Source organism: Mycoplasmopsis agalactiae (genome assembly GCF_000089865.1).
GTDB lineage: Bacteria > Bacillota_I > Bacilli_A > Mycoplasmatales > Metamycoplasmataceae > Mycoplasmopsis > Mycoplasmopsis agalactiae_B.
The window spans coordinates 65,401-91,451 of record NC_013948.1 but is presented as its reverse complement, the minus strand read 5'-3'; the positions used below and the strand labels follow the sequence as shown (position 1 = coordinate 91,451).

The window sequence follows — 26,051 nt, the reverse complement described above, 5'->3', positions numbered from 1 at the left end:
CCTACTTTCTTATCCCTAAATCATCTTCAAGATATCTACTTTGCACAGACTCTTTTATTTTTTCTTTAGAAACTCTATAGCCAGTTTTTAAAACAACCTTGCCAACTTTTTTGTTTATATCATTAATTATATTATTTACTTTGCTTTCCTGTTTGTAATCGTCATATGTGTCAAAAATTGTAAGTTGTTTAAAATGTTCAAACTCATTAATTAAGTTAGTTAATCTTAAGCCAACGCCACGAATAGGTTGCTCTTTTCACAATTTTTCAAAGAGTATAATGGCATTTTTATAAATTTGTTCAGCATCATTAGTTGGCTCAACCAACTTCATTTGCTTGCCTTTTCAAACTTTAGAAACGCTTCTGATTATTACTGTTAAAGTAAAGCCAACAACATTGCGATTTTGTGCTCTATGACTTACTTTATATGCAATATTTTTAATTACTTTATATATTTCACTTCGTTCATAAAAGTCATAAAGCGGAAATGTAAGTTCATTACCTATGCCCTTTAAATTGTTGTGCTCATATGTTAACTTATCATTGCCATTGCCATTAGCTTCATTAATAAAAGCAGACAGTCTGTTTCTAAAAATCATGTATAAATCGGAATTTAACTCACTAGAACGAGCTAACTGGCCAATTGTTTTAACATCTGCTTTTATTAATTTGTCAGCAGTTTTTTCGCCTATTCCATAGTACTTTTGGATATTTAGTGGCCAAATTTGAGTCTCAAGATCATTATGATTTTCAATAAATTTAACGCCAAATGGCTTAGCTAAATCACTAGCTATTTTAGCAGCTCATTTTGAATAAGAAATTCCTATTGAAATAGGAATGTCAAAGATCTTGTTGATATCTTCTTGCAATTTTCTAGCAAGCGCAACAGGATTTTTTCCTTCTGCTATAGCAGTAACATCAACCCAACATTCATCAATTGAACCGACTTCAATATTGGCAGTATAATTTGATGCAATGTAATCAAAAATATTGTTTGATGTTGTGTAGTATAAGTCAAAATTAGGTTCGACAAAAATTGTGTCAGGAACCTTTTTTTCAATCATAAATCTTGGCCAGCCGACTTTTATGCCAGCATTTTTTAACTCATATGAAATACTAGAGCAAATTGAGCGACTTAAGCCATTTGAAACTGCAACAGGTTTATTCTTTAGCCTATGATCTTTTGATCTGTGCGCGCTTACAAAATATGAGTCGAAATCTATATGAAATATAATGTTTTTATTGTTCATTTTTTAATATTTCTTTTAATGGCTTGCTTAGCATTTGCACACAGTCAAGCCTATTAGCATGCTGATTAACATTATCAAAAACTAATAGCTCTCCAAGCTTGTTTTTTTCTTCATCACTTAAAGGCTTTCCAGTAATATTTTTTTCGAATAAGTCTATAAAATAGAGTGATTCGTCTATAGTCTTATTATTTATATATTTACAAAGCAAATTAGCTGATGAGATAAAATAAGCACAGCCATTGCCATTAAAACGTAAATCTTTTAAAATTTTATTTTCAACTATATAATCAGCTTCTAAATAATCACCGCAAGAGTTGCTAAAAGATTCTATTTTTTTATTTTGCACATCTTTTTTAAAAGAAGGCTTTAGATAATTATTCATAATAATTTCTCTTTTTTGTTCAAAACTATAAGACAATGAAATCACCTCCTTTTTTTAATGCATGAGTTAGCTTATTAATGTCATTTTTATTGTTGTAAACCCCTAGCGAAACCCTGACGAAGGAATCGTTGCAAGCAAAATTTTTTAAATAGTGGGCGCAAAAGATTCCTGAACGCACATATATGTTATTTACACCTAAAAAATGCGCTACATCTTGTGAATTAATTCCCTTAATGTTAAATAAAATTATGTGATCATCTCTTTTTGAATAGATTTCAATATTTTGTACTTTCAAAAGCTCGTCGTATGCATAATTACTTAGTTTTTTTAATATTTGTTTGCTTTTTTCATAACCAATATATTGGTTAAAAAAATCAATTGACCTATTAAACATAAAGATAGCTGCAAAATTAAGGGTTCCAGGTTCAAATTTTTCGATACTATTTTTAATTATAAAACTATTATCTTTGTTCACTGAATTGATTGTGCCACCACCAAAAGTAACAGGATCTAATTCTTTTAATATATCTTCTTTAATAATTAAAGCCCCTAGGCCTGTCGGCCCATAAAATTTATTTGCACTAAAAGCTATAACATCACAATTTTGCAAACTGACTTTTTCATAAACTATAGCTTGAGCTGCATCATTTACTAATATTGCTCCAACTTTGCGACATTTTTTATAAAGGCTTTCTATATCTATTTTTACTTGAAAATTATTGGTTAATTGCGAAAATGCTACAACTTTGGTTTTGCTGTTTATAGCACTTTCTAAATCAGGGGTATCAACAATTTTTACATCTATGTTGTGTTCTTTGGCTAACGCAATTCATGGAATCATATTTGATGAGTGATTATAGCCATGCAAAATTATTTGATCACCCGCTTTCAATTTTTGCATATACATTTGTGCAAACTTATTTAGCGAATCTGTTGCTCCGGAAGTAAAAATTACTTCGTTTTCTTTAGCATCAGTTAGTAATGCAATTTTGCTTCTAACTTCATTAACTATTTTATTGGTATAAATGCCTAATGGAGAATTATTAGTTCTTGTGCTAACTGAATATAAATTATAAAAATTGTTGCTTTCAGTGATGGACGGCTTAGGTTTAAGCGCTAAGGCTGCTGTGTCTAAATATACTATTTTATAGGCTAATGGGAAGAATGATCTAATTGATTTAGGCATTATTTATCCTTTAATAAATTCTCAATTGCATATTTATCAGTAGCTTTAACTAACTCATAAACAATGCTTTCAGACCACTGTGAATGACCGGAGTCTTTGAGTATCTTAAGCGTAGAATTAGGCATATTTTTATGCACCAAATATGCACCATATGGCTGGCAAATTAAATCATAAGCACCATGAATAATGTTGGCTGAAATGTGCTTAATTTTGTGAATATTATTTAATATATAGCCTTCCTCGAAAAAGCAATTATTAACAAAATAATGATTTTCAATGAGCGCAATTTCGCTATTTGCCTTGATGTCTGTTTCATCAAAATCACCGCCAAGCAATTTTACGTTAACAGATTCTCATCTAGCTCATTCATTTAGCGCTTTAATTCTAATGTTAGAATCGCTATCATTCATTAATTTATGATAATAGTTTATAACATCATTTCTTTTATCAACTGGAACAAGATCTATATATCTTTCAAAATCTACTGGATTCATTCTATTTGCACCATCTTGATAAAGTCAAATAAGATCATGCTTTGTACCTAAAAAAAGTCCTCGTAACACTATATGCAATACTCTATCAGGATGATTAATTGCATAACACAAAGCTAATGTTGTGCCTCATGAACCACCAAAAAGCATTCATTTATCTATTTTTAGATGTTTTCTAAGCATCTCAATGTCATTAATCAAAAATCAAGTTGTGTTATTAATTAATGACATTGATGGCTTACTTTTTCCACATCCTCTTTGGTCGAATAAAACTATTTTATAGGCTTTTGGATTAAAAAGCCTTCTGCTGTTTTTGTTACAGCCAGCACCAGGCCCGCCATGAATATATAAAACTGGTATTCCATCAGGATTGCCTGAAACTTCATAGTAAATTTCATGCATCCCATCTTCAGTTTTCAAATAGCCACTTTCATATGGGCTAATTGAATCATACAAATATTTAATGTTCAAAATTACTTCCTAATATTTTGTGATAATTGGAAATTCAATAGTTAGTGCTTCAACTTGTTTCTTAAGTTCAGAAATTCTGTCTAAGTGCTTTGATTCATTTTCGCTAAATTCAACACAATTTTGCAAAATCTCGTGCATGATAGCACCAAGTTCTTTTCATTTTGCAAACTTTCTTGAGCTCATCGCTGCAGTGCCTATTCTAATTCCCGAAGTAACAGCAGGACTTAGTTCGTCAAATGGCACAGTGTTTTTATTCACAGTTATATTAAATTTACCTAATATCTTTTCAGCTTGTAATCCTGAAATGCCATAGCTTTTGTTCACATTTATTGTAAATAAATGATTGTCAGTGCCCCCTGAAACTATCGAAACACCCTGTTTTATAAAGTAATTAGAAAATTCTCTTGCATTATCAACAATGCTTTTTGCATATGCTGTATATTCAGGTTTTAGTGCCTCGCCGAAAGCAACTGCCTTGCCTGCTATTGCATGAAATAGTGGGCCACCTTGATAACCTGGAAATACTCATCTATTCATTTTCTTAGCAATTTCTTCATCATTAGTCATAATGATGGCGCCTCTGGCGCCTCTTAAAGTTTTATGGGTTGTTGAAGTGATAATGTCTGCATAAGGCACTGGTGATGGGTGAACTCCCCCTGCAATTAATCCGGCAATATGAGCTATATCTGCCATCAATTTTGCACCGCAAGCATCGGCTATTTCTCTAAATTTCTTGAAATCAACAATTCTAGAATATGCTGAATAACCACAAATAATTACTTTTGGTTTTTCTTTAATGGCTAACTCTTTGATCGCTTCATAATCTAAAATACCATCTTCATTAACTGAATAAGTTATTGAATTATAAAAAATACCACTGAAGCTTATTTTATAACCATGAGTAAGATGTCCGCCTGATGCTAAATCTAGCCCCATAATTTTGTCGCCTTGGCTTGCTAGTGTCGCTAAAGCTGCAGCATTGGCAACTGATCCTGAATATGGTTGAACGTTAGCAAACTTAACTCCGAAAAGTTTTTTAAGTCTTTCAATAGCAAGTGTTTCGACAACATCAACATTTTCGCAGCCGCCATAGTACCTTTTGCCTGGATAGCCTTCGCCATATTTATTAGTTAAAACACTTCCAACAGCAGTTAAAACATCTTCGCTTACATAATTTTCTGATGCTATAAGCTCAATGTGTTCATTTTGTCTATCAACTTCATTGTTAATGGCTTGCTCAATTTCTTTATCATTCATTGATATTTTCTTGTACATAATTCCCCCTATTTTTTGTTAAAAATTTCATTAATCTTGTTAATTTCTTCAAAACTGCCAGTTACTCTTAGTGTTACATTTCTTTTATCAGCATTAGTAAATGAATCAATTTGCATAATGCTAAATGACTTAGATATTTCATTAATTTCACTAATTTTTGATGCAATTGCTTCATTTGAGTTAATTGTGAATGTTAAGTCTATTGATTTTAAAGGACTAGGGTCATAGACATTAAACTCAACTTTTGAATTATTATTTACATTTATAAATTCTGCAACTCAAAAATTAGAAGCATTATATGATGGATGTACTTTTCCAATTCATCCTATAAAACAGCCATTGTAGATAATTTTTGCTGATACATTAGGGTGAATAAGTTCATTATCCTTAAAAGGAATAAATTCTAAATTATCAACTTTTAAAAAGTTATAAATATCTTGCTTAATTTCGTCAAATGACTTTTCATTTGATAATAGACCATAAACAAATTTATTGTCATTAATCATTCCATGCTCAAATAATGAAACATTATTTATTTTTCTTTTTAGATTAAATTCTGCAGATTCTAATAATGATGGAATTATAGAGTTTCTAACTTCTTCTCTTTCTTTAGAAACAAAAGTCATTAACTTAACTGTGCTTTCAAAATTAAAAGGGTTAAGTATGTTCATTTCAGAAGAAATTAAACTAAAAGTTCTTATTTCGTTATAGCCTAGCGACTGAAGTATATTTTTATTATCGACTGAATGTGCAACTTTATATGATTCTAATTTTGGTGCTTCCGGTTTGAAATTGTTGTATCCATAAAATCTAAAATACTCTTCAATCACATCTTCATAATGCTGTATATCGCTTCTGTATGTCGGAGCTATAACTCTGTTTTTGTCCATTGAAAAGCCAATTTTTTTAAGAGTTGTTTCTACATCATCAAATATTGATAAATCTTTAATGTTACAGTTAGCATAGATTGATAATTTCTTTCTGCTTTGAATAACTGATTTGCCTTTTTTAACTTTGGGAATATTCACAATCTGGCTAACAGATTGACCGTCTAAAGCTGATTTATACTTTAAAAAGGAAATTCCATTAAATACAATTTGTGAATTAAGTGCTCTTCCTGCTTGAATTGATGAGGCTGTATCCATTTTGATTTCTCTAGCACCATGTCTAACTAATAATGGATCAAATAAACCTACTTCAAATACAACTTCTTTAGTATTCTCATCAACTGCCGAGTTTTCGCAACCCATAACTGATGCTAAAGAAATTACGCCTGTTTCATCTTTAATTGCAAGAACATCAGAAACACTTACTTTCTTTCCTCCTAAAATCTCAAGTTCACCACTAAATTTAGAACATGATAATGATTTCCCAATCTTATTTTTGTCATAAACATGACATGGTGCTCCTGCAACTAAAAGAGCAATGTTTGTTAAATCAATAGCATAAAGACCTTTTGCATTTATGCCGTGCTTAGCTAAGAACAAAATATCTTTTAAGCTTGTTTTGTTATTTTTAAGTCTTGCTTCAAAAAATGTTAATTCGGTCGCTTCATTTTTAGAAACTTTTATGTTGCTTCTAAAACGATAGTTGTCTTTTGGCAGCAAATTTGGCCATACAAATTTAGTTTTATAGTAAGCTGCTAATTCCATAGCAAGTACATAATATGAATTGGTTTCTGCTCTATTGGCTGGTGTAGTAATATCAATTATGTAGTCGTCTAAATTAAAATATTTAATTGGATCTAAATCTTCATTAATTGATGAATCATCCAATAAAATAACACCGTTAGGATCAAATGGGAGCAATGAACTGTCATAACCTAACTCTGAATAACTTGCAAGCATTCCATTAGAGACAACGCCAGCCATTTCTTTTTTACCAAAAACTATCTCGCCCTTGCTAGCTCCTTCAACAAAAGCAACAATTCAGTGATTCTTCTTCACATTTGTAGCAGTTGTCTGGATAGTTATAATGCCTCTGTTTGTTTTTATGCTAACAACGTTAAGGTTTTTGCTGTTTTCATTTTTAAAAACATCCAGCACATATCCAAATTTTATTCCCTTTACATCGCTGAATTGTTTTATGCTCTCGACTTCATAGCCTAAGTTGTTTATACTTTTTTCAATTGAGCTATCTAAATTTATTTCAGGCATATATTTATTGATTTCTCTAAGAGAAATGATCATATTAATTTTCCTTTCTAATGCTAAAATCAATTGGATTGGTCAATTTTGCATTAACTTTTTTGAAAAAATGTGAATCCTTGAAACTATTTTTTGTTTTTGAATAACTTAGTGGTGAAGGATGGGAAGTAAATATTATTCTGTCCTCTGTAACTTTATCCTTAATTAATGAAAAGGCCTTGTTGCCCCAAGTACCAAAAATCACTTCTTTATTTTCCTTTAAAATAAAATCTAATAAATTAGAAACAAAAATTTCTCATCCAAAATTACTGTGACTATTCGGCCTGTCTTCACTAACTGTTAGCACACTATTAAGTAGCAAAATGTGATTTTTGGCTCAGGATTTTAGACTAAATGTCTCAATTACAGCCTCCGGGTAGTCTTTTTTTAGTTCAACTAAAATGTTTTCTAAACTTTTTGGGCATTTTGGACTCTCTGTACTAAAAGCCAAGCCATCAGCAAATCCTTTTTTGTAATATGGATCTTGTCCAATAATAATTAGTTTTAATTTCTCAGGACTGCTATATTTAAGACACTCAAATATTTTCTCATCGCTAGGAAACACATTGAACTTACTTTTTTCTTTATCTATAGAAGACATTAACTCTATAAAATAGGGTTTTTGGGATTCATTATTAATAAATTCAGCAAACTTATTTTTCATTCTTAAACTGTAAAAGTGTTCTTAAATCATTTTTATATAAATATCTAATGTCAGTTATTCCGTACTTTATCATTGTTAATCTTTCTAATCCTAAGCCAGCTGCAAATCCATAAAATTTTTTGCTGTCATAACCAGCTTTTGTCATCACATTAGAGTGTAACATTCCTGCTCCGAGCACTTCAATTCATTTATTTTTATAAAAAATATCAACTTCAACACTTGGTTCAGTAAAAGGGAAATAACTTGGCCTTAGTCTTATTTCTAACTCTTCTTCAAAAACATAAGATAATAGCGATTTAAGGGTTCATATTAAATTTGGGAAACTAACTTGTTGACCTACACTTACAAAATCCAGCTGAGTAAATTGGTGTGAGTGAGTTGCATCGTCTTCATCATTTCTATAAACCTTTCCTATTGAAAAGATATTTGCACACTTGTTAGCATTTTTCTCTAACTCATAAGCAGTTATTCCAGTGTTATGAGTTCTTAATAAAATATTGTTTGAAATATAAAGCGAATCATGGGTTGCACGCGCAGGATGATTTTGCGGAATATTCAGTCTTTCAAAGTTATATTCTTCATCAGTAATCTCGCCGCCTGTAGCTTCAAAATAGCCATTTTGGACAAATCAATCTCTAAGCCTTTGTTCAATAATACTAATTGGGTGCAATGAGCCTAATTGTTTTAATGGCTTAGTTACATCAATAAATTCACTTTCAATGATTTTATTTATTTTCTCCTTTTCAAGCCTCTCTTCAACTTCTTTAAACTTAGTTTCATAAAATAACTTTAGCTCACTGATTTTAATACCAATTAATTTACGCTCTTCAGGGCTAGAATTTTTGATTTTTGCCTTTAATTCTTCAATCTCGCTACCTGCACCAAAAACTAGATTTTTAGCTTGCTTATACTCTTCAAAACTTTTTATTTCTTCTCAATTTATTTTAGAACTCATTATTCTTCTCCTTGTAGTTGTTTTATAAACTTATAGTATTCTGTGATTTTCTTAGAATCTGTTTCTTTTGGAAAAAAGAATTGATTTCCCTTAGCTTCTTTCGGCAAATACTCCTGTTTTACGAAATGATTAGGAAAATCATGTGGATATTTATAGCCTATAGAATCTCCTAGTTTAACTGCTGATGCATAGTGACCATCACGCAAAAATTTAGGCACATCATAAATATTTCCTTGATTAATATAACCTTCAACATTTAAAATAGCTTCATAAACTGAATTGCTCTTAGGTGCTAAAGCTACAGATATAATCGCATAAAAAATAGGTAATCTTGCTTCAGGTAAGCCAAGTAATTCAGCACAATCAATAGCATTTTTTACTCTAATTTGCAAGTTAGGATCAGCTAACCCTACATCTTCATAGCTACATGCTATTAGCCTTCTAAACAATCCTTGCAAATCACCTGACTTAACAATAATTGCTCCGTAATATAATGCTGCATCTACATCAGAACCACGAAGAGATTTATGAAAAGCTGAAAGATTGTTATAGTGAGCTGATGAATTTTCATCACTATAAAATGAGATATTTGGTACAAATTTTTTAATGTCATCTAAACTTATTTTCTTGTTTTTAGTCATCAAAGTCAAAATTTGCAAATTGTTAAGACATGATCTATAATCGCCATTAGATAACTTTACAAACACCTTAATCGTTGATTCATCCATTTGGTAATCAGGAAAATGCTTTTTTAAATTATGTTTTATACCTTCAAACATTTCTTGTTCGCTTAATTTAGTAAATTGCAAAATTTGCATTCTGCTTCTTAAGGCTGGATTTACTCTAAAATAAGGATTTTCCGTAGTTGTTGCATAAATAATTATTTTGTCAAACTCCAAGTAAGAAAGTAAAATATCTTGCTTATCTTTATTTAGCCTATGAATTTCATCAATTATTAAAACGTCATTATCCGCGAGCATCTTGATTAATTCAGCTTTTGAGTTAACTGAAGCATTAAAATAATCATATTTTAGGCCTAAGTCATTAGCTAGTGCAACTGCTGCTGATGTCTTGCCGGTGCCTGATTCACCAAAAAATATAAAACTTGAGTAAATTCTGTCCCTGGCAACTCTTTTTAGTAACTCCACAACTGATTTTTGCCCAATAATATCGTCCAACGTTTTAGGTCTTAATTCATTTGCTAAATTTTTCATATTAATAAATTTTAAAGCTTTTTAATGAGTTTTTAACTTTTTTTAAAAAATCCCAAAATTATGCTGATTGCTTAATAAAAGTGAATAAAAAAATGGCGTTCACAATGGGAATTGAACCCATTACCCCAAGCTTAGGAGGCTTGTGCTCTACCTGGTGAGCTATGTGAACACACAGTTATAAAATTTTATTATAAAAATAAGCGTCACTTTTTATTTTTTCTTGCAAAAATAAAAAAATGGCGATCACGAGAGGATTCGAACCTCTGACAACAAGCTTAGAAGGCTTGTGCTCTATCCTGCTGAGCTACGCGACCACTGTTACATTATTATAGTAAATTTTTTTGTTTTTACAACAATATAAATATAAAAAAATAGGGACGACTTATTTCCCTATTTTATAGGTTTATTGGTTAAAACAGAGTTAATTGATCAGAATCATTTAGGCTATCTAAAATTTTCATTCTGTTCATAGTATCAAAAACAGTTTTAGAAACTCCAGTTCTAATTTTGAAATCTTCTTTAGATAAAAATGCTTTTTCTGCTCTGGCATTAACAATATCGTTTGCCTTAACTGACCCTAAACTCTCGATTGTTGAAAATGGCGGAATTAAGCAGCCTCTTTCTTTATCAATTAATCACTTTTCGGCTTGTGATTTATCAATATCAACATTAGATATATAAAAACCACGAGCATATAATTCTTCAGCAACTTCGAACACGCCAATAAGATCGTTTTCTTTATTACTTCTGTCTTCAGTTTTCTTTAATTCATAAAGCCTTTTTGACACTTTAATACCATTTGGCTTATCAATCATATTTTCTATGTCATCAGCTTTTGAGTGGGCTGTAAAATAACTAGCATAAAATGCCAAAGGCTCATAGAGCTTGAATCAGGCTATTCATAGCGCCATTGTAACATAAGCAGTAGCATGCGCTTTTGGGAAAAGGTACTCAATTTTTTGCATACTTTTAATTAGCCAGTTTGGAACATTATGTTTTTCTAAAAGCCCAACTTCTTCATTCGAAAGTCCTTTTCCTTTTCTAACTTTTTCCATCAAAGTAAATGACAGAAGAGGTTCAATACCTTTAGCAATTAGCATAGGCATAATGTCGTCCCTACAACAAACAACTTCATTAAGCTTGCGGCATTTTTCTAAAACTAACTCATCTGCATTGTTTATCCAAACATTAGTTCCGTGACTAAGACCTGAAATTGAAATTAAGTCAGCTACAGTTTTTGGCTTAATATCATTTAGCATTTGTCTAACAAAAGAAGTACCAAATTCTGGCAAACCAATAGCTCCAGTTTTTTCATTTGAAATTTGATCAGGTTTAATTCCCATTGGTTCAGTAGAGCTAAAAAGCTTTATAACACTCTCATCATTTTTGGGAACGTCATAAATATTTATGCCAGTGTATTGCTCTAATAATTTAATTGAAGTTGGGTTATCATGACCTAAGATGTCAAATTTTAGAACGTTATCATGAATCGCCTTGTAATCGAAGTGAGTTGTTAATCATGAAGAACTTTGGTCATTAGCTGGATAGTTGATCGGGGTAAAGTCAAAAATATCAAACTGCTTTGGAATAATAATTATTCCTCCAGGGTGCTGACCTGTTGTTCTTTTAACGTCCTTAATTCTGTTAGCTAAAAACTCAACAAAAATTTGTGGGATGTTCTGTCTAGTTTGCTCAGCATATGACTTTACATAGCCAAAAGCTGTTTTTTCAGCAACTTTTGATATGGTACCAGCCCTAAAAGTGTGACTTTCTCCAAAAAGCTTACGGATTTCTTCATGAACAACACCTTGAAATTCTCCGGTAAAGTTAAGATCGATATCAGGAACTTTATCAGCATTGAAACCTAAAAATGTTTCAAAAGGAATGCTTTGTCCATCGCCCTTAATTTTCGTATTACACTGTGGGCAAATCTTATCGGGCAAATCATATCCACTAGTGATACCTGGAACATTAGCTATTTCAAAATGCTTACACTTAGGACAGCAATAATGAGGCACAAGTGGATTAACTTCAGAAATACCAATTAATGAAGCCACAAATGATGAACCAATTGATCCCCTGCTTCCTACTATAAAACCTTGATCAATTGATAGCTTAACTAATTTATAACTAATTCAATAAATAACATCAAAACCATATTTGATAATAGGGTTCAGTTCAGAATCAATTCTTTTTTGAATCAATTCAGGCAAGTTTTCGCCATATTTTGCATGAGCATTTTTATAAACTAAATCATGTAATTTTTTCTTAGAATCGTCGAATTCAGGTGTAAATAAGCCATTTTTGATTACTTCAATGTTTTCGGCCATATTGGCAATTTTTTGAGTATTGTCAATAACAATTTCTTCAGCTAGCTTTTTATCATTTAAAAAAGCAAATTGTTCTAACATTTCATCGGTAGTTAAAAACCTTTGATTTGGTATAACTAATTTTCCTTCTTCGGCTTTTTTATAGTCAAATAAGTAATGTCTTGCATTCTTTATACCTTTAGCATAAACTAAGGACATAAAAATTTCTTTATCTCATGGATCTAGGTATTTTACATCAGCAGTAGCTATACAAATTTTTGAATGTTTTTTAGCTTCAGAAATTATTTCACTTAAGCCATCATATAGTTGCTTAGTAGTTATAAAGCCATATTTTATTCAGTGCTCGAAGCATTGTGGTGCTGGGATCTCAATAAAGTCATAATGTTTTAATTCTTTTATAAAATCATCATGTGAAGAGTAAAAGTACTTATCAATCAAAAGGCCTTTTAAAGTTCCTGATCCTACTAAAATATCAGATCTATCTAAGTTGACAAAATCCTCTTTAAAAGTTATTGGGCCATTTATAAATTTTTTAGTTAAGCAATCTGTTATAAGCTCAAATTGCTTTTTTAATCCTTTGTTATTTAAAGCAATAGTTGAAACTTCATAGCCGTGCATTTTTGCATATAAATCATTAGAAGTAAAGTTACCCAAGTCTTCAAAAGTAAATATATTTTTAGAATTTAGCTCAGAAATTATGTTAACTCAAACATTTGCAAGAACTTTAGCATCATAATCCCCACGGTGTGCAACATTTGGATCATAAACAACACCAAGTCTGGATGCAACATCTTCTAATTTATGCCTTTTGTAATTTGGAAAGCCTATTCTAGAAGCTATTAAAGTATCAATAACTGTAACATTTGGAAACGGTACATTATTAAGTCTAAATTGCTCTTTTAAAAAATTAAAGTCAAACTTTGCATTATGTGCAATTGCAACTTTGCCATCTAAGCAATCATAAATTCTTTGTAAGCCATCTTTTATACTTAATCCTTCAGAATCAAGCATTTGTTGAGTGATACCAGTAAGCTCAGTTGTAAAAGCGCCTATTTTTGCTTGCGGTTTAATGAAAAATTGAGTTACTTTTCCAACTTTTAAATCCTGATTAATATCTACAGCACCAAATTCAATTATTTCATGAAATTTGGGACTCAAACCTGTTGTTTCAATATCAAATGACACATATGAATAGTCTTTAAAGTTGCCATTTGGAGCATTTCCTAAAATTGCCTCATTTGCCTTATTTATAGTAGTAAAAGCAGTTCCATAAATAGCTTTTATTCCAGCTTTTTTAGCTTTATTAAATAACTTTGGATAACCTTGAGCACCATCAGTGTCCATTATGCCAACTGCAGGCATTTTTCATCTTTTTGCTCTTTCTACAAAATCATCAGCATTAAAAAGACCATCCATTGTGTTCATTTTTGTCGAAATATGAAACTCAACTCTCTTCCTATCTTCGCTTGCTATATCTTCTTTGATATTTAAAGGAGAATCAGTTAATTCAAGGGAATCAACATAAATGAAAAAGTTGTTACCTTTGATTTTATCAGCACTAGGAATTGAGCCTTTAACTTTTACTCAAGATTGATTATCTGGATTAATTAAGTTTTTTTGCTCATTGCTAAGTCAGTCAGTGTCTAAAAATCATGTGCAGTTGACTGCACTTTGAAAATCACTAACTTTGAACTGAATAGTAAGTTTTTTATTTTTGGAAAAACTTTTTTTAGATGCAAATAATAATCCCACAAACTCAACGTTTATTCTACTTGGGGCAGTTGCTAAATCTTTTATTGAATAAGTTGTATAACTTTTATTAAAGTTTCTCTTTACTTTAAGTGGGTTTGAGTCATAAGAATCATATTTATCAGAAGATGAATCTAGTTCAATCATTTTTTTCAAAAGCTCTTGCTTTATTTTTTCATTTTGCTTTGCTGCTTCCTCCAATTTTGAGTAGCTTTCTGGAGAAGATTGAATATAGTCATAAGAAAAATTGAACAAAGCAAATCCATATTCTTTGAGTTTATTAAGCAACTTGCTTAACAAAATCCCATATTGATTTTCAAAGTCTCTGTCAATGTTTTCAAAGTGGCCAATATGGTCTTCATCTACATAAAACTTGTTTTCCCAATTAATTTGATTCAAGGGCTTAAAACGTGTTTTGTCTATTATTTGATAAACATATTGTAAGATGCTATTTTTATTGTATGAATCGTTTGAAACAACAAAAGACACGTCTAATCTATCTTTGTTTAAACGTATAAATGACTTTAATTTTTTAATAGTTTCATATGAAATAGGATTTTTAAAACGAAACTCTATTTTAAGCTTCTCATTTGAATTTTCATCATATTTTTGATTAAAAAGAACCAGTTCGGTTCCTTGTAATTCGCTATTAATTTCTATGTTGTTAGCCTTGCAAAATGCTTCAAATCTTTTATAACCAACAGAACTCATATATATATTATATTAAGACTAAATCTATATATAAAATTAATTTCTTTATTTTTGTGTTATAAATTGTTTAAAAAGTTGCCGAACAAAACAAAAAAGCCTGTTTTATAGGCTTTTCGGAAGATTTGATTAAAGTAAGTTAACACCTTGTTTTTCAAATGATTCTTTGTGTTCATCTGGTCAAACGCTTGCTTGAACTTCACCAATATGTTTCTTTTCTAATAAAAACATACTTAGTCTGCTTTGTCCAATTCCACCGCCGATTGTGTAAGGTAATTTTTGAGTAAGGATAGCTCTATGATATTCGCCCATATCGCTATCACTTTTATTGCAAATTTTTGCTTGTTTTGTTAATGAATCAGCATCAACTCTAATGCCCATTGATGAAATTTCTAATGCTGCATCATTAACAGCATCATAGAAAACTAAATCACCATTTAAATTTCAGTCATCATAATCAAACGCTCTTTTTGAATGTGGCAATCCATCAGGCAAAGTGTGACCAATTTTATAAATAAAGACTGCTCCATATTTTCTTGCTACTATATTTTCTCTTTCTTCAGGACTAACACTTGGATACTCTCTATATAGCTCTTCAGAGCTAATAAATGTTAAGTTCACTGGAAGTTTTTGAGATAAAGTAGGGTATTTAAAGTTGATTTTGTTTTCGACGTATCTAATTGATTTATAGATGGTTTCGACAATTTTTTTAAGGAAATTAATATTTCTGTCCTCTTTGTTTATGATTAATTCTCAATCTCATTGATCCACATATAATGAATGCTTATAGTCAACTTCATCATCCTTGCGAATTGCATTCATATCTGTTCATAGCCCCTCGCCTGGTAAAAATTTATATCTTGATAAGGCTGATCTTTTTCACTTAGCTAATGAATGAACAATTTCAATGTTCTCACTTCATTTATTTGGCGAAAAAATAACAGGAATATCACCGTTTAATCCATCGTTAATTTTTGAGTTTGATGTAACAAATAAGGGGGCAGACACTCTTGTTAGATTTAACTCTTGGTTAAGCTTTTTAGTAAATGCAAATTTAAGATCCTGGATAGCTTGTTGCGTTTCTTTGAGTGTTAACTTTGATTTATACATAAATTTCTCCATTGGTAGTATTAATTTTCTTTTTGTCAATTTTGGCTTGCAGATTCATTTTTATTAGTAAAAATGAATATAGTAAAAGAGATAAAATTTGTCATATTAGGGCACTAATTAATTGCGGCGCTATGCCAGCATTAATAATAAAAAATACTCAATATGAAGTTCAAAATATATTGGCTAAAATGAATGTTCATACCATTGAAACAGACATTCCAGAATAGTCTCTAGTGTCTATAGCCTTAAGCACTTGGGGCAAGAAAGCAAAAGTTGTAATTATTGGTACTATTTGTGCTATGCTCATTTGTGCAATTTGTGGCAATTTTCATTTTAAAATAAGTGCTGAGATAGCTAAACAAATAACAAAAATTGATAAAGCTAAAGATGTAATTAATACAATTCACTGATTTTTTCTGCGTTTTAAATCATTTGAATATCTATATGTTAATCATAATGTGATTACATAAATTAATGAGCAAATGCAATTTGAAATAACTATAGCAAACATCTTTTGCACAGGATCAAAAGCTCCTAAAAAGATTCATGATAATATACCTATTAAAAACATTCAGTAAGAATAATATTTAACATTGCCTGTTTGCTTAAACCTATATAAATGTATGGCTTGTGGAAGACCTAAAATAAGGGTCATTGACATTCCTAAGAAGCCAAAAATTATTACAAATCAGGCAGAAATATAGTTGTTTCCATTAACAAAAAAAGCATCATAAATTGCATTAATATACATATAAATATTATAAGAATATTAATAAAAAAATAAAGCAAGAAAATTGAACATATTTTCTGCTTTTTTTGGCTGTTTTACAGCATTATTCAGCTTTTAAGGTTTGCGCAAGGTTGCTTACTATTTCATTTACTTTATTAGCTTTTTGAAAAAACACAGCATGGCCGCATTGTTCAAAGGCAAAAGGAGTTATGGTTGGTATATCTTCAATTAACCTAAGCATTTCTTCTTCAGTAGTAAATAAGTCATTTCTAGCATAGATTAATGTGTATGGTTTTTTAGCATTTTGATACAGCGGTTTTAATACATTTTCTAAGTATGATTTATTAAAAAATTGATTATCAACAATGTAAGAAAACATAGCTTTTGTTTTTTCTTTATTCTGAATATCTTTCATTGCAAAAGCTTGTATGCCTTTTATATAAAATATATTTGGATTATAAACTAAAGCTTTATATGCTTCAACTGCATCTTCAATGTTTTCAGGAAGCATTCATCTTTTTCCTTGCTCATAGTCAGCATTAAGTCCTGCATAGTAATTAAACGGTGCAACTAAAACTAACTCTTTTACATTAGCAATATCAAAACACATTAGCGATACTGCAGCACCCATTGAGTGGCCCATAAGTATTACTTTTTTACCTGGTAATACTTTGTTTATAAATTCTCTTACAACTTCTGCATAAAATTCAATTGAATAACTGCCCAAATTACTTGATGATTCGCCACATCCTGGCAAGTCAAGAGCATAAATAGAATAATTTCTGTCTTTTATACTTAAAAGCGGCTGAATTGTTTTAGATCTGTCTTTGAACCCATGAATAAATAAAAGTACTGGTGTACCTTCAGGAGCGTCTTCATAAATATAATGAATTTGCTCATTTTTAATTGAAACTGTTGCTTGCACTACTAACCTAAAATAATTTTAACTATTTCATCAACTGTCAAAGTTCCAAAGTAGTTTTCTAAATCAATTTTTGCAAGAACCTCTCTAACTGATTTTTCATCATAACGAATGCCCTTGAATAATGGTTCAACTTCACGGATATCTTTTTTACTTAAAAAGTCACCCGCAAAAATAATGTCTTTAATAATTGAGTTTTCAATTGTTCCATAAACTGTAACAAGACCACCAGGGAATTTTTCAGTTTTTGTATAAGTAAAGTTTGCAGAACGGTCATATATTCATTTTTCAGAGCTAAATAATTTTCTTAACTCTTCAAACTTTGGAGCATACTTTTCATATGGAATTTCTTCAAGTGTGCTATCTTCATTTTCAACAAAATATTTTACTAAAGCGTCTCTAAATTCATCAACTGTCATCTTTTTAGGCAATAAATCATTAATATTTGCAACTCTAGAACGAATTGATTTGATGCCTTTTGATTCAAACTTTATTTTATTTGGATTAAGTGCTTTAGATAATATTGTCATATCAACGTCAAAAAGTAATGTTCCGTGTGAAACAATTCTGTGGCCGCTTATGTATTGAGCATTACCGCTAATTTTGCATCCATTTGCATGAATGTCATTTCTGCCGTGAAACTCTGACTGTAAACCAATTGAGTTTAAGAAATTAAGAATTGGTCTAAGAAACTTTTGATAACTGTTATTGTCTGACTTATCAGAAATAAAACTAAAGTTTAAGTTACCTAAATCATGGTAAACAGCACCACCACCTGATTTTCTTCTTGCTAGTGCAATTTTATGATCTCTAACATATTCACGATTAATCTCTTCATAAGCATTTTGGTTGTTACCAATAATTATTGCATTTGCATGTTGATAAAGCACTAAAACATCACCTGTAATAGTTGGGTCTTCCATTATTATGTTTTCATATGCTAATGTTTCATATGGTGAAGTGCTTTTAACAATATAAATTTTCATAAAACTCCTTTTTGTTTTAAGTTATATATTAATTTTAATACTTTATGTTATTTTATTAATAATAAAGTAATAAAGCAGTAAAACTTTAGTGTTTCTTTTGTGGCTTTTTTATAGGCATAAACAAAAATTCCAAGCGCACGCAAGGAATTTTTTGTTTTAAGCTTTGTGCTTATCTAAATACTTTCTTCTATAGTAAGCTGATTTCTTAAATTTATGAATACTTAAGGTTTGGATAATAGTTCAGATACCAGAAATTATTCAATAAACTTGAAGACCGGCAGAGAATATTAATGTTATAAAGAAGAAGACAATAGTCATAATTCTTTGAGTTCTATTAGCTTTCTTGAGTGCTTTTTCTTCTTCTAAGCTAGTCCGCTCTTTAAATTTCTTTCTATTCAGTATCTGTGGTAAGAACTGTGCAACACCTTGTACAGCAGCAACCACAACTAAAAGTCCTAAATATTGCCATTCGCCAGAGAAGAATAATCTTCTTCAGGACGTTTCAGCAAATGAAAGTCCTAACCATACCGTTGATTTAAATTCGGGTAAGGATTGGATAACCCTTCACATCATAATGAACACAGGCAAGGAGATTATCATTGTCACAAAGGCATCTAGTGGATTAATTCCATGCTTTTTGTATAGCTCAGCAACTTCTTGTTGTTGTCTAGCCTTCATTTGTTTGTTGTTTTTAAAATCTGCATATTTAGCATCAATTTTTGCTTTTTTAGATTTTAGTTCCTCTTGCTTAGACTGGTTAACAGTTTGTTTGAATGTTACAGCTAACATAGCACTACGTAAAATAATTGTTAGTACCAATATTACTATAATTGTGCCTCATCCGCCTAAATGCGATAGGCTAGTTGATAAATGAGCTGATAGTCAAGCAGTTGGGAAAACTAGTAATCCATAGAATGGTCCTAATTTTCATGCATCAGATCAGTTATGTATAACTCTTTGAGGTTCATCTCCAGAATAAGGAATATTAACTGCATCAGTTAATTTAACTGTCATAGTTGAATATGGAGCTGGAGAAAGTAATCTACTTGTGTTTCTTAACTGTTCGTTTAAAGATGTAATTTTTCTCTTTAATTCAACAGCTTCTTTGCTATTTTTATCATTTATTTTATTATAGTCATTGCTTAAGTTATTAATTTCTTCAATAACTGAATTTTTAACAGGCGAAATCTGATTTAAAGCACTAAAATTCAACTCACTAGCATATTTGTTTAGGGCTTTATTATAGTACTTAAGGGCATAAAACACATTAGGGGCAAACTCTAATTCACTTGCTTTTTTATTCTTGATTTTATCTACTAAATATTTGTTAAAACCGTTATAGTCAACTGAATAATTTGCTTCTCTTAACTTGCTTTCAACTTGCGATAATGCTTTCCTATAGTATGAAGATTTATCAGAATAGAAAGTGTTTGTTGCTAATGTTTCTAAAATGTCTCTTCTGAATTTTGCAAAGCCAGTAAAGTCATTTTTGCTTGAAAATGTCAAGTATGAAAGTTCTTTATCAAAAAGAAATGGTGTGCTATTTCTGTTGTTGTTTACTTCTAATTTACTTGTAAACTTGCCTTCATTAATTAATTTAGAATTTTCAGGATTTATTTTAAATACATTTTTTTCTTTGTCATAGACAAAATTGCTATCAAAATTAAATGTTGGATCTATTACTAATCATTCTTTATATTCATTTGGATTATAAATGGTTTTATAACTGCCTTTAGCATTATCATCTTCTACTGGTTGAACTGCAAAAAGATAATTATTTGAGTTTTCACCAGTGCCTGTGATAATAGGTCTGTTGTTTCATAATTTTTTATCGTAATCTCTTAACTGAATAGCTGTATTTCAATTTTTATAAGCACCATAGCTGCCTTGGTGTGTGCTTCTAAGATTGTCAATAATTTCTTTGTAATTTTTGTGCGATAAATGGAAGTTGGCACCATCATTTTTATCAAAATATAATTGATCCTTTTCGCCAAGACCTATATCAACTTTATTTTCGTGTAAATGAGTGCTTTCCTCTTTTGTTAGTTTATGTGTGGCATCAAAAGTTGTGACATGTGGGCTGACATTTTCCTTGCTGGTATAAAATTCAATACCATTTCCTGTGTAGTTGGATGATTTGACCACACAGCTCTGAACGCAACCAGTCATTGCAATACCAAAAAGAAGGACATAAAAGACAATTTTTATTCAAAATCACACTTTTTTTCAAGCGCTTTTTTTCTTTTCTTTTTGTCTGTCCTCGTTAGAGAAATAATTGAAGTTGCTTGATCTATATTCTTTCATTTGTAAGCTTCTCTTAATTTATTCTTAATTTGTTAAAAAGTTTTTGTGTTGCGCTAAATTTAGCATCAAATTTCTCATTCAAAAACTCTTTTCGTAAAATTAAAACACAGTGGAATTTAAAATCATAGACATTCAATTTATGAATAATTGCCTTGACTTGCCTTTTATAATAATTTCTTAGAACTGCATTACAGAACTTTTTAGGAACCGTAATACCTAATTTAAAACTATTAGCTGGCTTGTAGTATAAAACCAAAAAATTATTTGCGAACTGTTTTTTAGACTTTATTATTTCATCAAATTCTCAACTTTTTTGAAGTCTAAATTCTTTTTTCATAAGGTGTTAAAAATTACTTGTCGTCAGAAACAGTTAGTCTTTTTCTTCCTTTAGCTCTTCTAGCTGCTAAAACTTTTCTACCATTTTCAGTAGCCATTCTAGCACGAAAGCCATGAACTTTAGCTCTTTGTCTTTTCTTAGGTTGATATGTTCTTAAACTCATATTGCCTCCTGTTAAATGTTAAAAATATATGTTGAATTAGTAATGGTTAATATTATATATAAAACTTTGAAATTTTAAATCATAAATTAACAATTTTGAAGTAGCAAAAAACTGTATTTACATTTGCTTAGAATACTATAAAACAGTCATTCTGGGATTTTGATTAAATATGTTTAACTAGCATATAAAATTTTTAATTAGACTTTTTTAATTTTAATGCTTCACAAAAAGTTGTTTAAATCATAAAAGTTTTAAGCAGCACACTAAAGTTATGACAACATCATTAAACAATGGAACTAAAGAGCAATTTATAACTGGCTATATTGGTATAATTAAGCTATGAATAAGAGCATTAAGCATAAATCAAGAAAAAACAATAACGCTAATCCTAAAATTAGTGTATTAATTCCTTGCCATAATATAGAAAATAACTCTTATTTTTCCTTAGAAAGTGTTTTAAAAAACTCGTATAAAAATTTAGAAATTGTATTGTTAAATGATTACTCAACAGATAACACACTGCAAATAATTAACGAATATGCTGTTAAAGATTCAAGAATTAAAGTCTATGATTTAAAAGATTACCACGAACATGTAGGCATAGGTTTTAACAGACACTTTTTGATTGAGAAGGCGACTGGAAAATATTTTATTTTTGTTGATGACGATGACAAATTACACAGAAACGCTATAAAAACTTTTGTGGACAATTTGGATGATGACTATGACTTATTAGTTGCTGAAGCTTTATATAGTTATGAATATGCAAAAAACTTAAGAATTTCTGTACCTGAGGTGCCTCACTTTCTTAATTATGATATTAACTCTCCCATCGAGCACTACTATAACAATGTTTCAGTTTGTTGAGGAAAGCTAATCAAAAGGGATTTTTACTTTCAAGTTGTTAGAAAATATAATAAAAAGTTTTCTGATGGTATATATGAAGATATTCGCTTTATGCATATGCTTTACTTTACGAATGTTAAGTTTAAAAGAATAAAAAAGAAAGTTTATACATACCAAATTCGTAAAAATTCGTCAGCCACTAATTTAAGTGCTTGGTCTGATAAGCTCAAATTACTTTTTTCTTCATACCAAAGCGTTTTTGATGATTTTTCTAATCTAAAGCTAGTTGAAGATGACAAGTTATTGAAATCATTAAAAAAGGGCTTGTTTGTGCAGCTTTTATCGCTTTGTTACTTGCTTTGCATGATTCAAAAACGCGAATGTAGGACAAAAATGCAGCAAATTTGTTCTTTAATGCTTAAAGAGTTTATAAAAAACAATGATATTAATATTGCTGTGCCTTCAAATTTATCATTATGGTCACTAATGATTTATAAGTTGTCAATAAAGCACTTTAAGTTGTAAAATAATATAAACAAAATTAGAGGTCTTATGTTAAGTATTAAATTTATAAATGATAACCGTGATTATGTGAGAAAAGCACTAGAAAATAGGAACTTTGATGTTTCTGTTTTTGACACTCTTTTGTCTTATCTTGACAAAAGAGGAGCTGCTATGCATGATGCTCAAATTAAGAGATCAGAATTGTCAAAATTAAGTAAGCAAATTGGTTCTTTTAAAGATGATAAAGCAAAAATGAATGAATTAAAGTTGCAGGCATCTAATTTAAAAAAGGATGTTGTTGAATTAGAAAAAAATGCTGATGAATTTGATCAGAAAGCCTATGAAATAATAATATCCATACCAAATATATCATTAGATTCAGTTCCTGTTGGTAAAGATGAAAACGATAATCAGGTAATAAATACTCATGATAATTTAGGAAGAAAATTAGTTTCAAATGTTTTACCACATTATGAAATAGGTAATAAATTAGATATTTTTGATTTTGAAAGAGCAGTGAAATTATCAGGATCAAGATTTGTTGTTTTTAAAGGTGCTGGTTCCAAATTAGCTCGTGCATTGCAAAATTTTATGCTTGATTTACACACTGCAAATGGCTATAAAGAATATTCAGTTCCTGTTTTAGTAAAACCTGAAATACTTTTTGGTACAGGGCAATTGCCAAAATTTAAGGATGATTTGTTCTTTATGGAGCAAACAAATATGTATCTTATTCCTACAGCCGAAGTTCCTTTAACTAATTTATATAATAATGAGATCATTGATCTTAGCCAGCCTGTTAGATTGACCGGTTTCACTGAATGTTTTAGATCTGAAGCGGGTTCTGGCGGCAAAGATATGAAAGGCATTGTAAGAAGTCACCAATTTAAGAAAGTTGAATTAGTGAAAATTACTTCTGAAAAAGATTGAAAATTTGAATTTAAACAAATGTTGGAGCAAGCTAAATTAGTCTTAGAAGAATTAGAACTTCCTTATAGAGAGCTTCAACTTTGTACTGGAGACCTTGGTTTTTCATCTAGAACAACAGTTGATTTGGAAGTGTGATTGCCTTCAGAATTAAAATATAGAGAAATTAGTTCTGTTTCTTATATGGGTGATTTCCAAGCACGAAGGGCAATGATAAGATACAGAGATGATAATAATGAGGTTAAATTTGCCCACACAATGAATGGTTCTGGCCTTGCAATAGATCGTTTAATTGCAGCAATCTTAGAAAATTATCAAAATGCTGATGGAACAGTTTCAATTCCTAAAAAATTAATTCCTTACTTTGGAAGCGACAAAATTGCCTATTAATTTATAAAACAGTGTTAAAAGCATATGCACTGTTTTATTTTTTTCACAAAAATAGTGGAAAGATTGCCATATATTTACTCTCCTACCTTGTATCGCTATGCAAAAAGCAAAATGTTTAAACTATAATTTTAATAGAAAATAAAATTTGGGGGAAAATATGAAAAGAGTCGCTATCAATGGTTTTGGACGTATAGGTCGTCTCGCCCTTCGTTACCTTTTAGATACAAATAATAAAGAAGTAGAAATTGTTGCAGTTAATGACTTAACTGAACCAAAAATGCTTGCACACTTATTAAAATATGACACTGCTTTTGGCCCATTAAAGGCTGATGTAGTTGTTAAGGATGATGCTTTTATTGTAAATGGCAAAGAAATCAAGGTATTTTCTGAAAAAGATCCTGCCTTGCTGCCTTGAAAAGAACTTAATATTGATATTGTTTTAGAATGTACAGGTTTTTTTGTTAAAAAAGATCTTGCTCACAAACACATAGAGGCTGGTGCTAAGAAAGTTATTATTTCAGCTCCTGCTGGTAAAGACGTAAAAACTGTTGTTTATGGTGTAAACCATGAAATTCTATCTGCTGATGATGAAATTATCTCAGGGGCTTCATGTACAACAAACTGTTTAGCTCCTGTAGTTAAGGTTTTAGTAGATAACTTTGGTATTGAAAATGGATTCATGACTACAGTTCACTCATTTACAGGTGATCAAATGCTTCAAGATGGTCCACACCGTAAGGGAGACTTGCGCCGTGCTCGTGCTGCTGGACATAACATTGTTCCTTCTTCAACTGGGGCAGCTAAAGCAATCGGACTTGTTGTTCCTGAAGCTGATGGTAAACTTGATGGTTTTGCGCTTCGTGTACCAACAATCACTGGTTCATTTGTTGACTTATCAGTTCAATTAACTAAGCAACCTTCTGTTGAGGAAATCAATGCAGCATTTGAAAAAGCAGCAAGCTTATCACTTAAATACGAAACAGATCCTATTGTTTCATCAGACGTGATAGGTTCATACTATGGTTCAATATTTGACTCAACATTAACAAAAATCAAAGAATCAAATGGCTACAGAATTTATAAAATTTTTGCATGATATGACAATGAAATGTCTTATACAGCTCAATTGATAAGAACACTAACTTATTTTGCAAAGTTAACTAAGTAATTGCTGTCCTAAAGCTCCTTCATTGGAGCTTTTAATATTTTAAGTTACGCTTATTTAAAAACGATTGGTCAATTTTGGTGTATTTCTGATTTAGTTCGTTTTTACTTATACTCCTATATTTTAGGCTTATGGGTAAAAATACACAATTTATATACGATCTGTTTTCGTTATAAAAATATTTGCTGCTTTGAATATGTTTAAATTCATACAATGAGCTTGATATACCATATAAAATTAGCCTTTTGTCTTTATTATCAGGCTTACTTACTACAACCAACTGACAATGGTTATATGTTGTGTCATTATTAGTTTCGGGTTTGATCTTAAAATATTCAAAAATATTAGTATAGTTGTCCTTAAGCAAAGGATAGGCAAAATTATTGGTCAGTATTTTTATTGACTCCAATTTTTTCTCAAAATATTTCTGCTTGCTTTTTGGAATATCAAGCAGAATTTGCTCTTCGGTTAGTCTTTTAGTTAAAATATCCTTAATAAGAGCACTAATATCTTTTCTATACTTCCCAAAAAATGTTTTGCAATAGTTAAGACCTAATGAATGAATTAAAAATTTATTGTTAATAATTATTCTTATTCTTAGTTTTAGATTACTTATATTATTTTTCTTTAATAATGATATCGACTTGACACTATTTAGAAACATTGCATAGTTAGCAAAGGTGTTACAAAACTTATTTTCATTTTCCATAACTTAATAAGTAGATTTTTGTATCAATTATCAAGAGAAGTAAAAAATCGGGAAAAATGGCCTGTTTTTCCTTTTTTTGTTCACTTTAATCCAGTTCA

21 protein-coding genes and 2 tRNA genes are annotated in these 26,051 nt (G+C 30.3%); 3 read left to right on the top strand and 20 right to left on the bottom strand.

Annotated features, from left to right (window positions below; genetic code table 4):
* Nucleotide 1 precedes the first annotated feature (1 nt).
* The 19 genes from MAGA_RS00395 to rpmH form a co-directional block, all read right to left on the bottom strand.
* Entirely contained in the window at nucleotides 2–1,249 is a 1,248-nt protein-coding gene (locus MAGA_RS00395) for a Y-family DNA polymerase (protein ID WP_013021740.1), read from the bottom strand.
* Nucleotides 1,239–1,631 carry an iron-sulfur cluster assembly scaffold protein gene (locus MAGA_RS00390; protein WP_013021739.1) on the bottom strand — a complete coding sequence of 131 codons (393 nt, stop codon included), beginning with the start codon at nucleotides 1,629–1,631 and terminating at the stop codon, nucleotides 1,239–1,241. The genes MAGA_RS00395 and MAGA_RS00390 overlap by 11 nt, the downstream gene beginning before the upstream one ends.
* Nucleotides 1,632–1,656: 25 nt before the next feature.
* Nucleotides 1,657–2,817, bottom strand: coding sequence for an aminotransferase class V-fold PLP-dependent enzyme (locus MAGA_RS00385; RefSeq protein WP_013021738.1), 1,161 nt, complete (start codon nucleotides 2,815–2,817; stop codon nucleotides 1,657–1,659).
* The gene (gene pip / locus MAGA_RS00380; RefSeq protein WP_013021737.1) at nucleotides 2,817–3,779 is read right to left on the bottom strand and encodes a prolyl aminopeptidase; all 963 of its coding nucleotides are present in this window, start codon (nucleotides 3,777–3,779) and stop codon (nucleotides 2,817–2,819) included. The genes MAGA_RS00385 and pip overlap by 1 nt, the downstream gene beginning before the upstream one ends.
* Nucleotides 3,780–3,788: 9 nt before the next feature.
* The gene (gene glyA, locus MAGA_RS00375; RefSeq protein ID WP_013021736.1) at nucleotides 3,789–5,054 is read right to left on the bottom strand and encodes a serine hydroxymethyltransferase; all 1,266 of its coding nucleotides are present in this window, start codon (nucleotides 5,052–5,054) and stop codon (nucleotides 3,789–3,791) included.
* 8 nt (nucleotides 5,055–5,062) lie between these two features.
* Nucleotides 5,063–7,243, bottom strand: a complete 2,181-nt coding sequence (locus tag MAGA_RS00370; protein ID WP_013021735.1) for a phenylalanine--tRNA ligase subunit beta — start codon at nucleotides 7,241–7,243, stop codon at nucleotides 5,063–5,065.
* Between the two features lies 1 nt (nucleotide 7,244).
* Complete coding sequence (locus tag MAGA_RS00365; RefSeq protein ID WP_013021734.1) at nucleotides 7,245–7,904, bottom strand: uracil-DNA glycosylase; 660 nt, start codon at nucleotides 7,902–7,904, stop codon at nucleotides 7,245–7,247.
* Nucleotides 7,894–8,859, bottom strand: a complete 966-nt coding sequence (gene pheS, locus MAGA_RS00360) for a phenylalanine--tRNA ligase subunit alpha (protein ID WP_013021733.1) — start codon at nucleotides 8,857–8,859, stop codon at nucleotides 7,894–7,896. Before pheS ends, MAGA_RS00365 begins: the two co-directional genes overlap by 11 nt.
* Entirely contained in the window at nucleotides 8,859–10,073 is a 1,215-nt protein-coding gene (locus tag MAGA_RS00355) for a replication-associated recombination protein A (RefSeq protein ID WP_013021732.1), read from the bottom strand. The genes pheS and MAGA_RS00355 overlap by 1 nt, the downstream gene beginning before the upstream one ends.
* Before the next feature lie 93 nt (nucleotides 10,074–10,166).
* Nucleotides 10,167–10,242: transfer RNA gene (locus MAGA_RS00350), tRNA-Arg, on the bottom strand.
* A gap of 68 nt (nucleotides 10,243–10,310) precedes the next feature.
* A tRNA-Arg gene (locus tag MAGA_RS00345) sits at nucleotides 10,311–10,387 on the bottom strand.
* A gap of 96 nt (nucleotides 10,388–10,483) precedes the next feature.
* Nucleotides 10,484–14,863, bottom strand: a complete 4,380-nt coding sequence (locus tag MAGA_RS00340; protein ID WP_013021731.1) for a PolC-type DNA polymerase III — start codon at nucleotides 14,861–14,863, stop codon at nucleotides 10,484–10,486.
* A 126-nt stretch (nucleotides 14,864–14,989) separates the two neighbouring features.
* A complete protein-coding gene (gene asnA / locus MAGA_RS00335) occupies nucleotides 14,990–15,970 on the bottom strand; it encodes an aspartate--ammonia ligase (RefSeq protein ID WP_013021730.1) in 981 nt (326 codons plus the stop codon).
* The gene (locus tag MAGA_RS00330) at nucleotides 15,963–16,721 is read right to left on the bottom strand and encodes a PQ-loop domain-containing transporter (protein WP_013021729.1); all 759 of its coding nucleotides are present in this window, start codon (nucleotides 16,719–16,721) and stop codon (nucleotides 15,963–15,965) included. Before MAGA_RS00330 ends, asnA begins: the two co-directional genes overlap by 8 nt.
* Nucleotides 16,722–16,803: 82 nt before the next feature.
* Nucleotides 16,804–17,625, bottom strand: coding sequence for an alpha/beta fold hydrolase (locus MAGA_RS00325; protein WP_013021728.1), 822 nt, complete (start codon nucleotides 17,623–17,625; stop codon nucleotides 16,804–16,806).
* A gap of 2 nt (nucleotides 17,626–17,627) precedes the next feature.
* Nucleotides 17,628–18,608 carry a lipoate--protein ligase gene (locus MAGA_RS00320; protein WP_013021727.1) on the bottom strand — a complete coding sequence of 327 codons (981 nt, stop codon included), beginning with the start codon at nucleotides 18,606–18,608 and terminating at the stop codon, nucleotides 17,628–17,630.
* A gap of 156 nt (nucleotides 18,609–18,764) precedes the next feature.
* A complete protein-coding gene (gene yidC, locus MAGA_RS00315; protein WP_013021726.1) occupies nucleotides 18,765–20,912 on the bottom strand; it encodes a membrane protein insertase YidC in 2,148 nt (715 codons plus the stop codon).
* 13 nt (nucleotides 20,913–20,925) lie between these two features.
* Nucleotides 20,926–21,249 carry a ribonuclease P protein component gene (gene rnpA / locus MAGA_RS00310; protein WP_013021725.1) on the bottom strand — a complete coding sequence of 108 codons (324 nt, stop codon included), beginning with the start codon at nucleotides 21,247–21,249 and terminating at the stop codon, nucleotides 20,926–20,928.
* A gap of 13 nt (nucleotides 21,250–21,262) precedes the next feature.
* Nucleotides 21,263–21,412 carry a 50S ribosomal protein L34 gene (rpmH, locus tag MAGA_RS00305; RefSeq protein ID WP_004024238.1) on the bottom strand — a complete coding sequence of 50 codons (150 nt, stop codon included), beginning with the start codon at nucleotides 21,410–21,412 and terminating at the stop codon, nucleotides 21,263–21,265.
* A 339-nt stretch (nucleotides 21,413–21,751) separates the two neighbouring features.
* Here rpmH and MAGA_RS00300 point away from each other — a divergent pair, with 339 nt between their 5' ends.
* From MAGA_RS00300 to gap, 3 genes are all read left to right on the top strand, one after another.
* On the top strand, nucleotides 21,752–22,783 hold the full coding sequence (locus tag MAGA_RS00300; RefSeq protein ID WP_013021724.1) for a glycosyltransferase family 2 protein: 1,032 nt from the start codon (nucleotides 21,752–21,754) through the stop codon (nucleotides 22,781–22,783).
* Nucleotides 22,784–22,810: 27 nt separating this feature from the next.
* Entirely contained in the window at nucleotides 22,811–24,079 is a 1,269-nt protein-coding gene (serS, locus tag MAGA_RS00295; protein WP_013021723.1) for a serine--tRNA ligase, read from the top strand.
* Between the two features lie 157 nt (nucleotides 24,080–24,236).
* The gene (gene gap / locus MAGA_RS00290) at nucleotides 24,237–25,247 is read left to right on the top strand and encodes a type I glyceraldehyde-3-phosphate dehydrogenase (RefSeq protein ID WP_013021722.1); all 1,011 of its coding nucleotides are present in this window, start codon (nucleotides 24,237–24,239) and stop codon (nucleotides 25,245–25,247) included.
* A 31-nt stretch (nucleotides 25,248–25,278) separates the two neighbouring features.
* On the opposite strand, the gene MAGA_RS00285 is transcribed toward gap, so the two are convergent.
* Nucleotides 25,279–25,953, bottom strand: coding sequence for a hypothetical protein (locus MAGA_RS00285; RefSeq protein WP_013021721.1), 675 nt, complete (start codon nucleotides 25,951–25,953; stop codon nucleotides 25,279–25,281).
* Nucleotides 25,954–26,051: the final 98 nt, after the last annotated feature.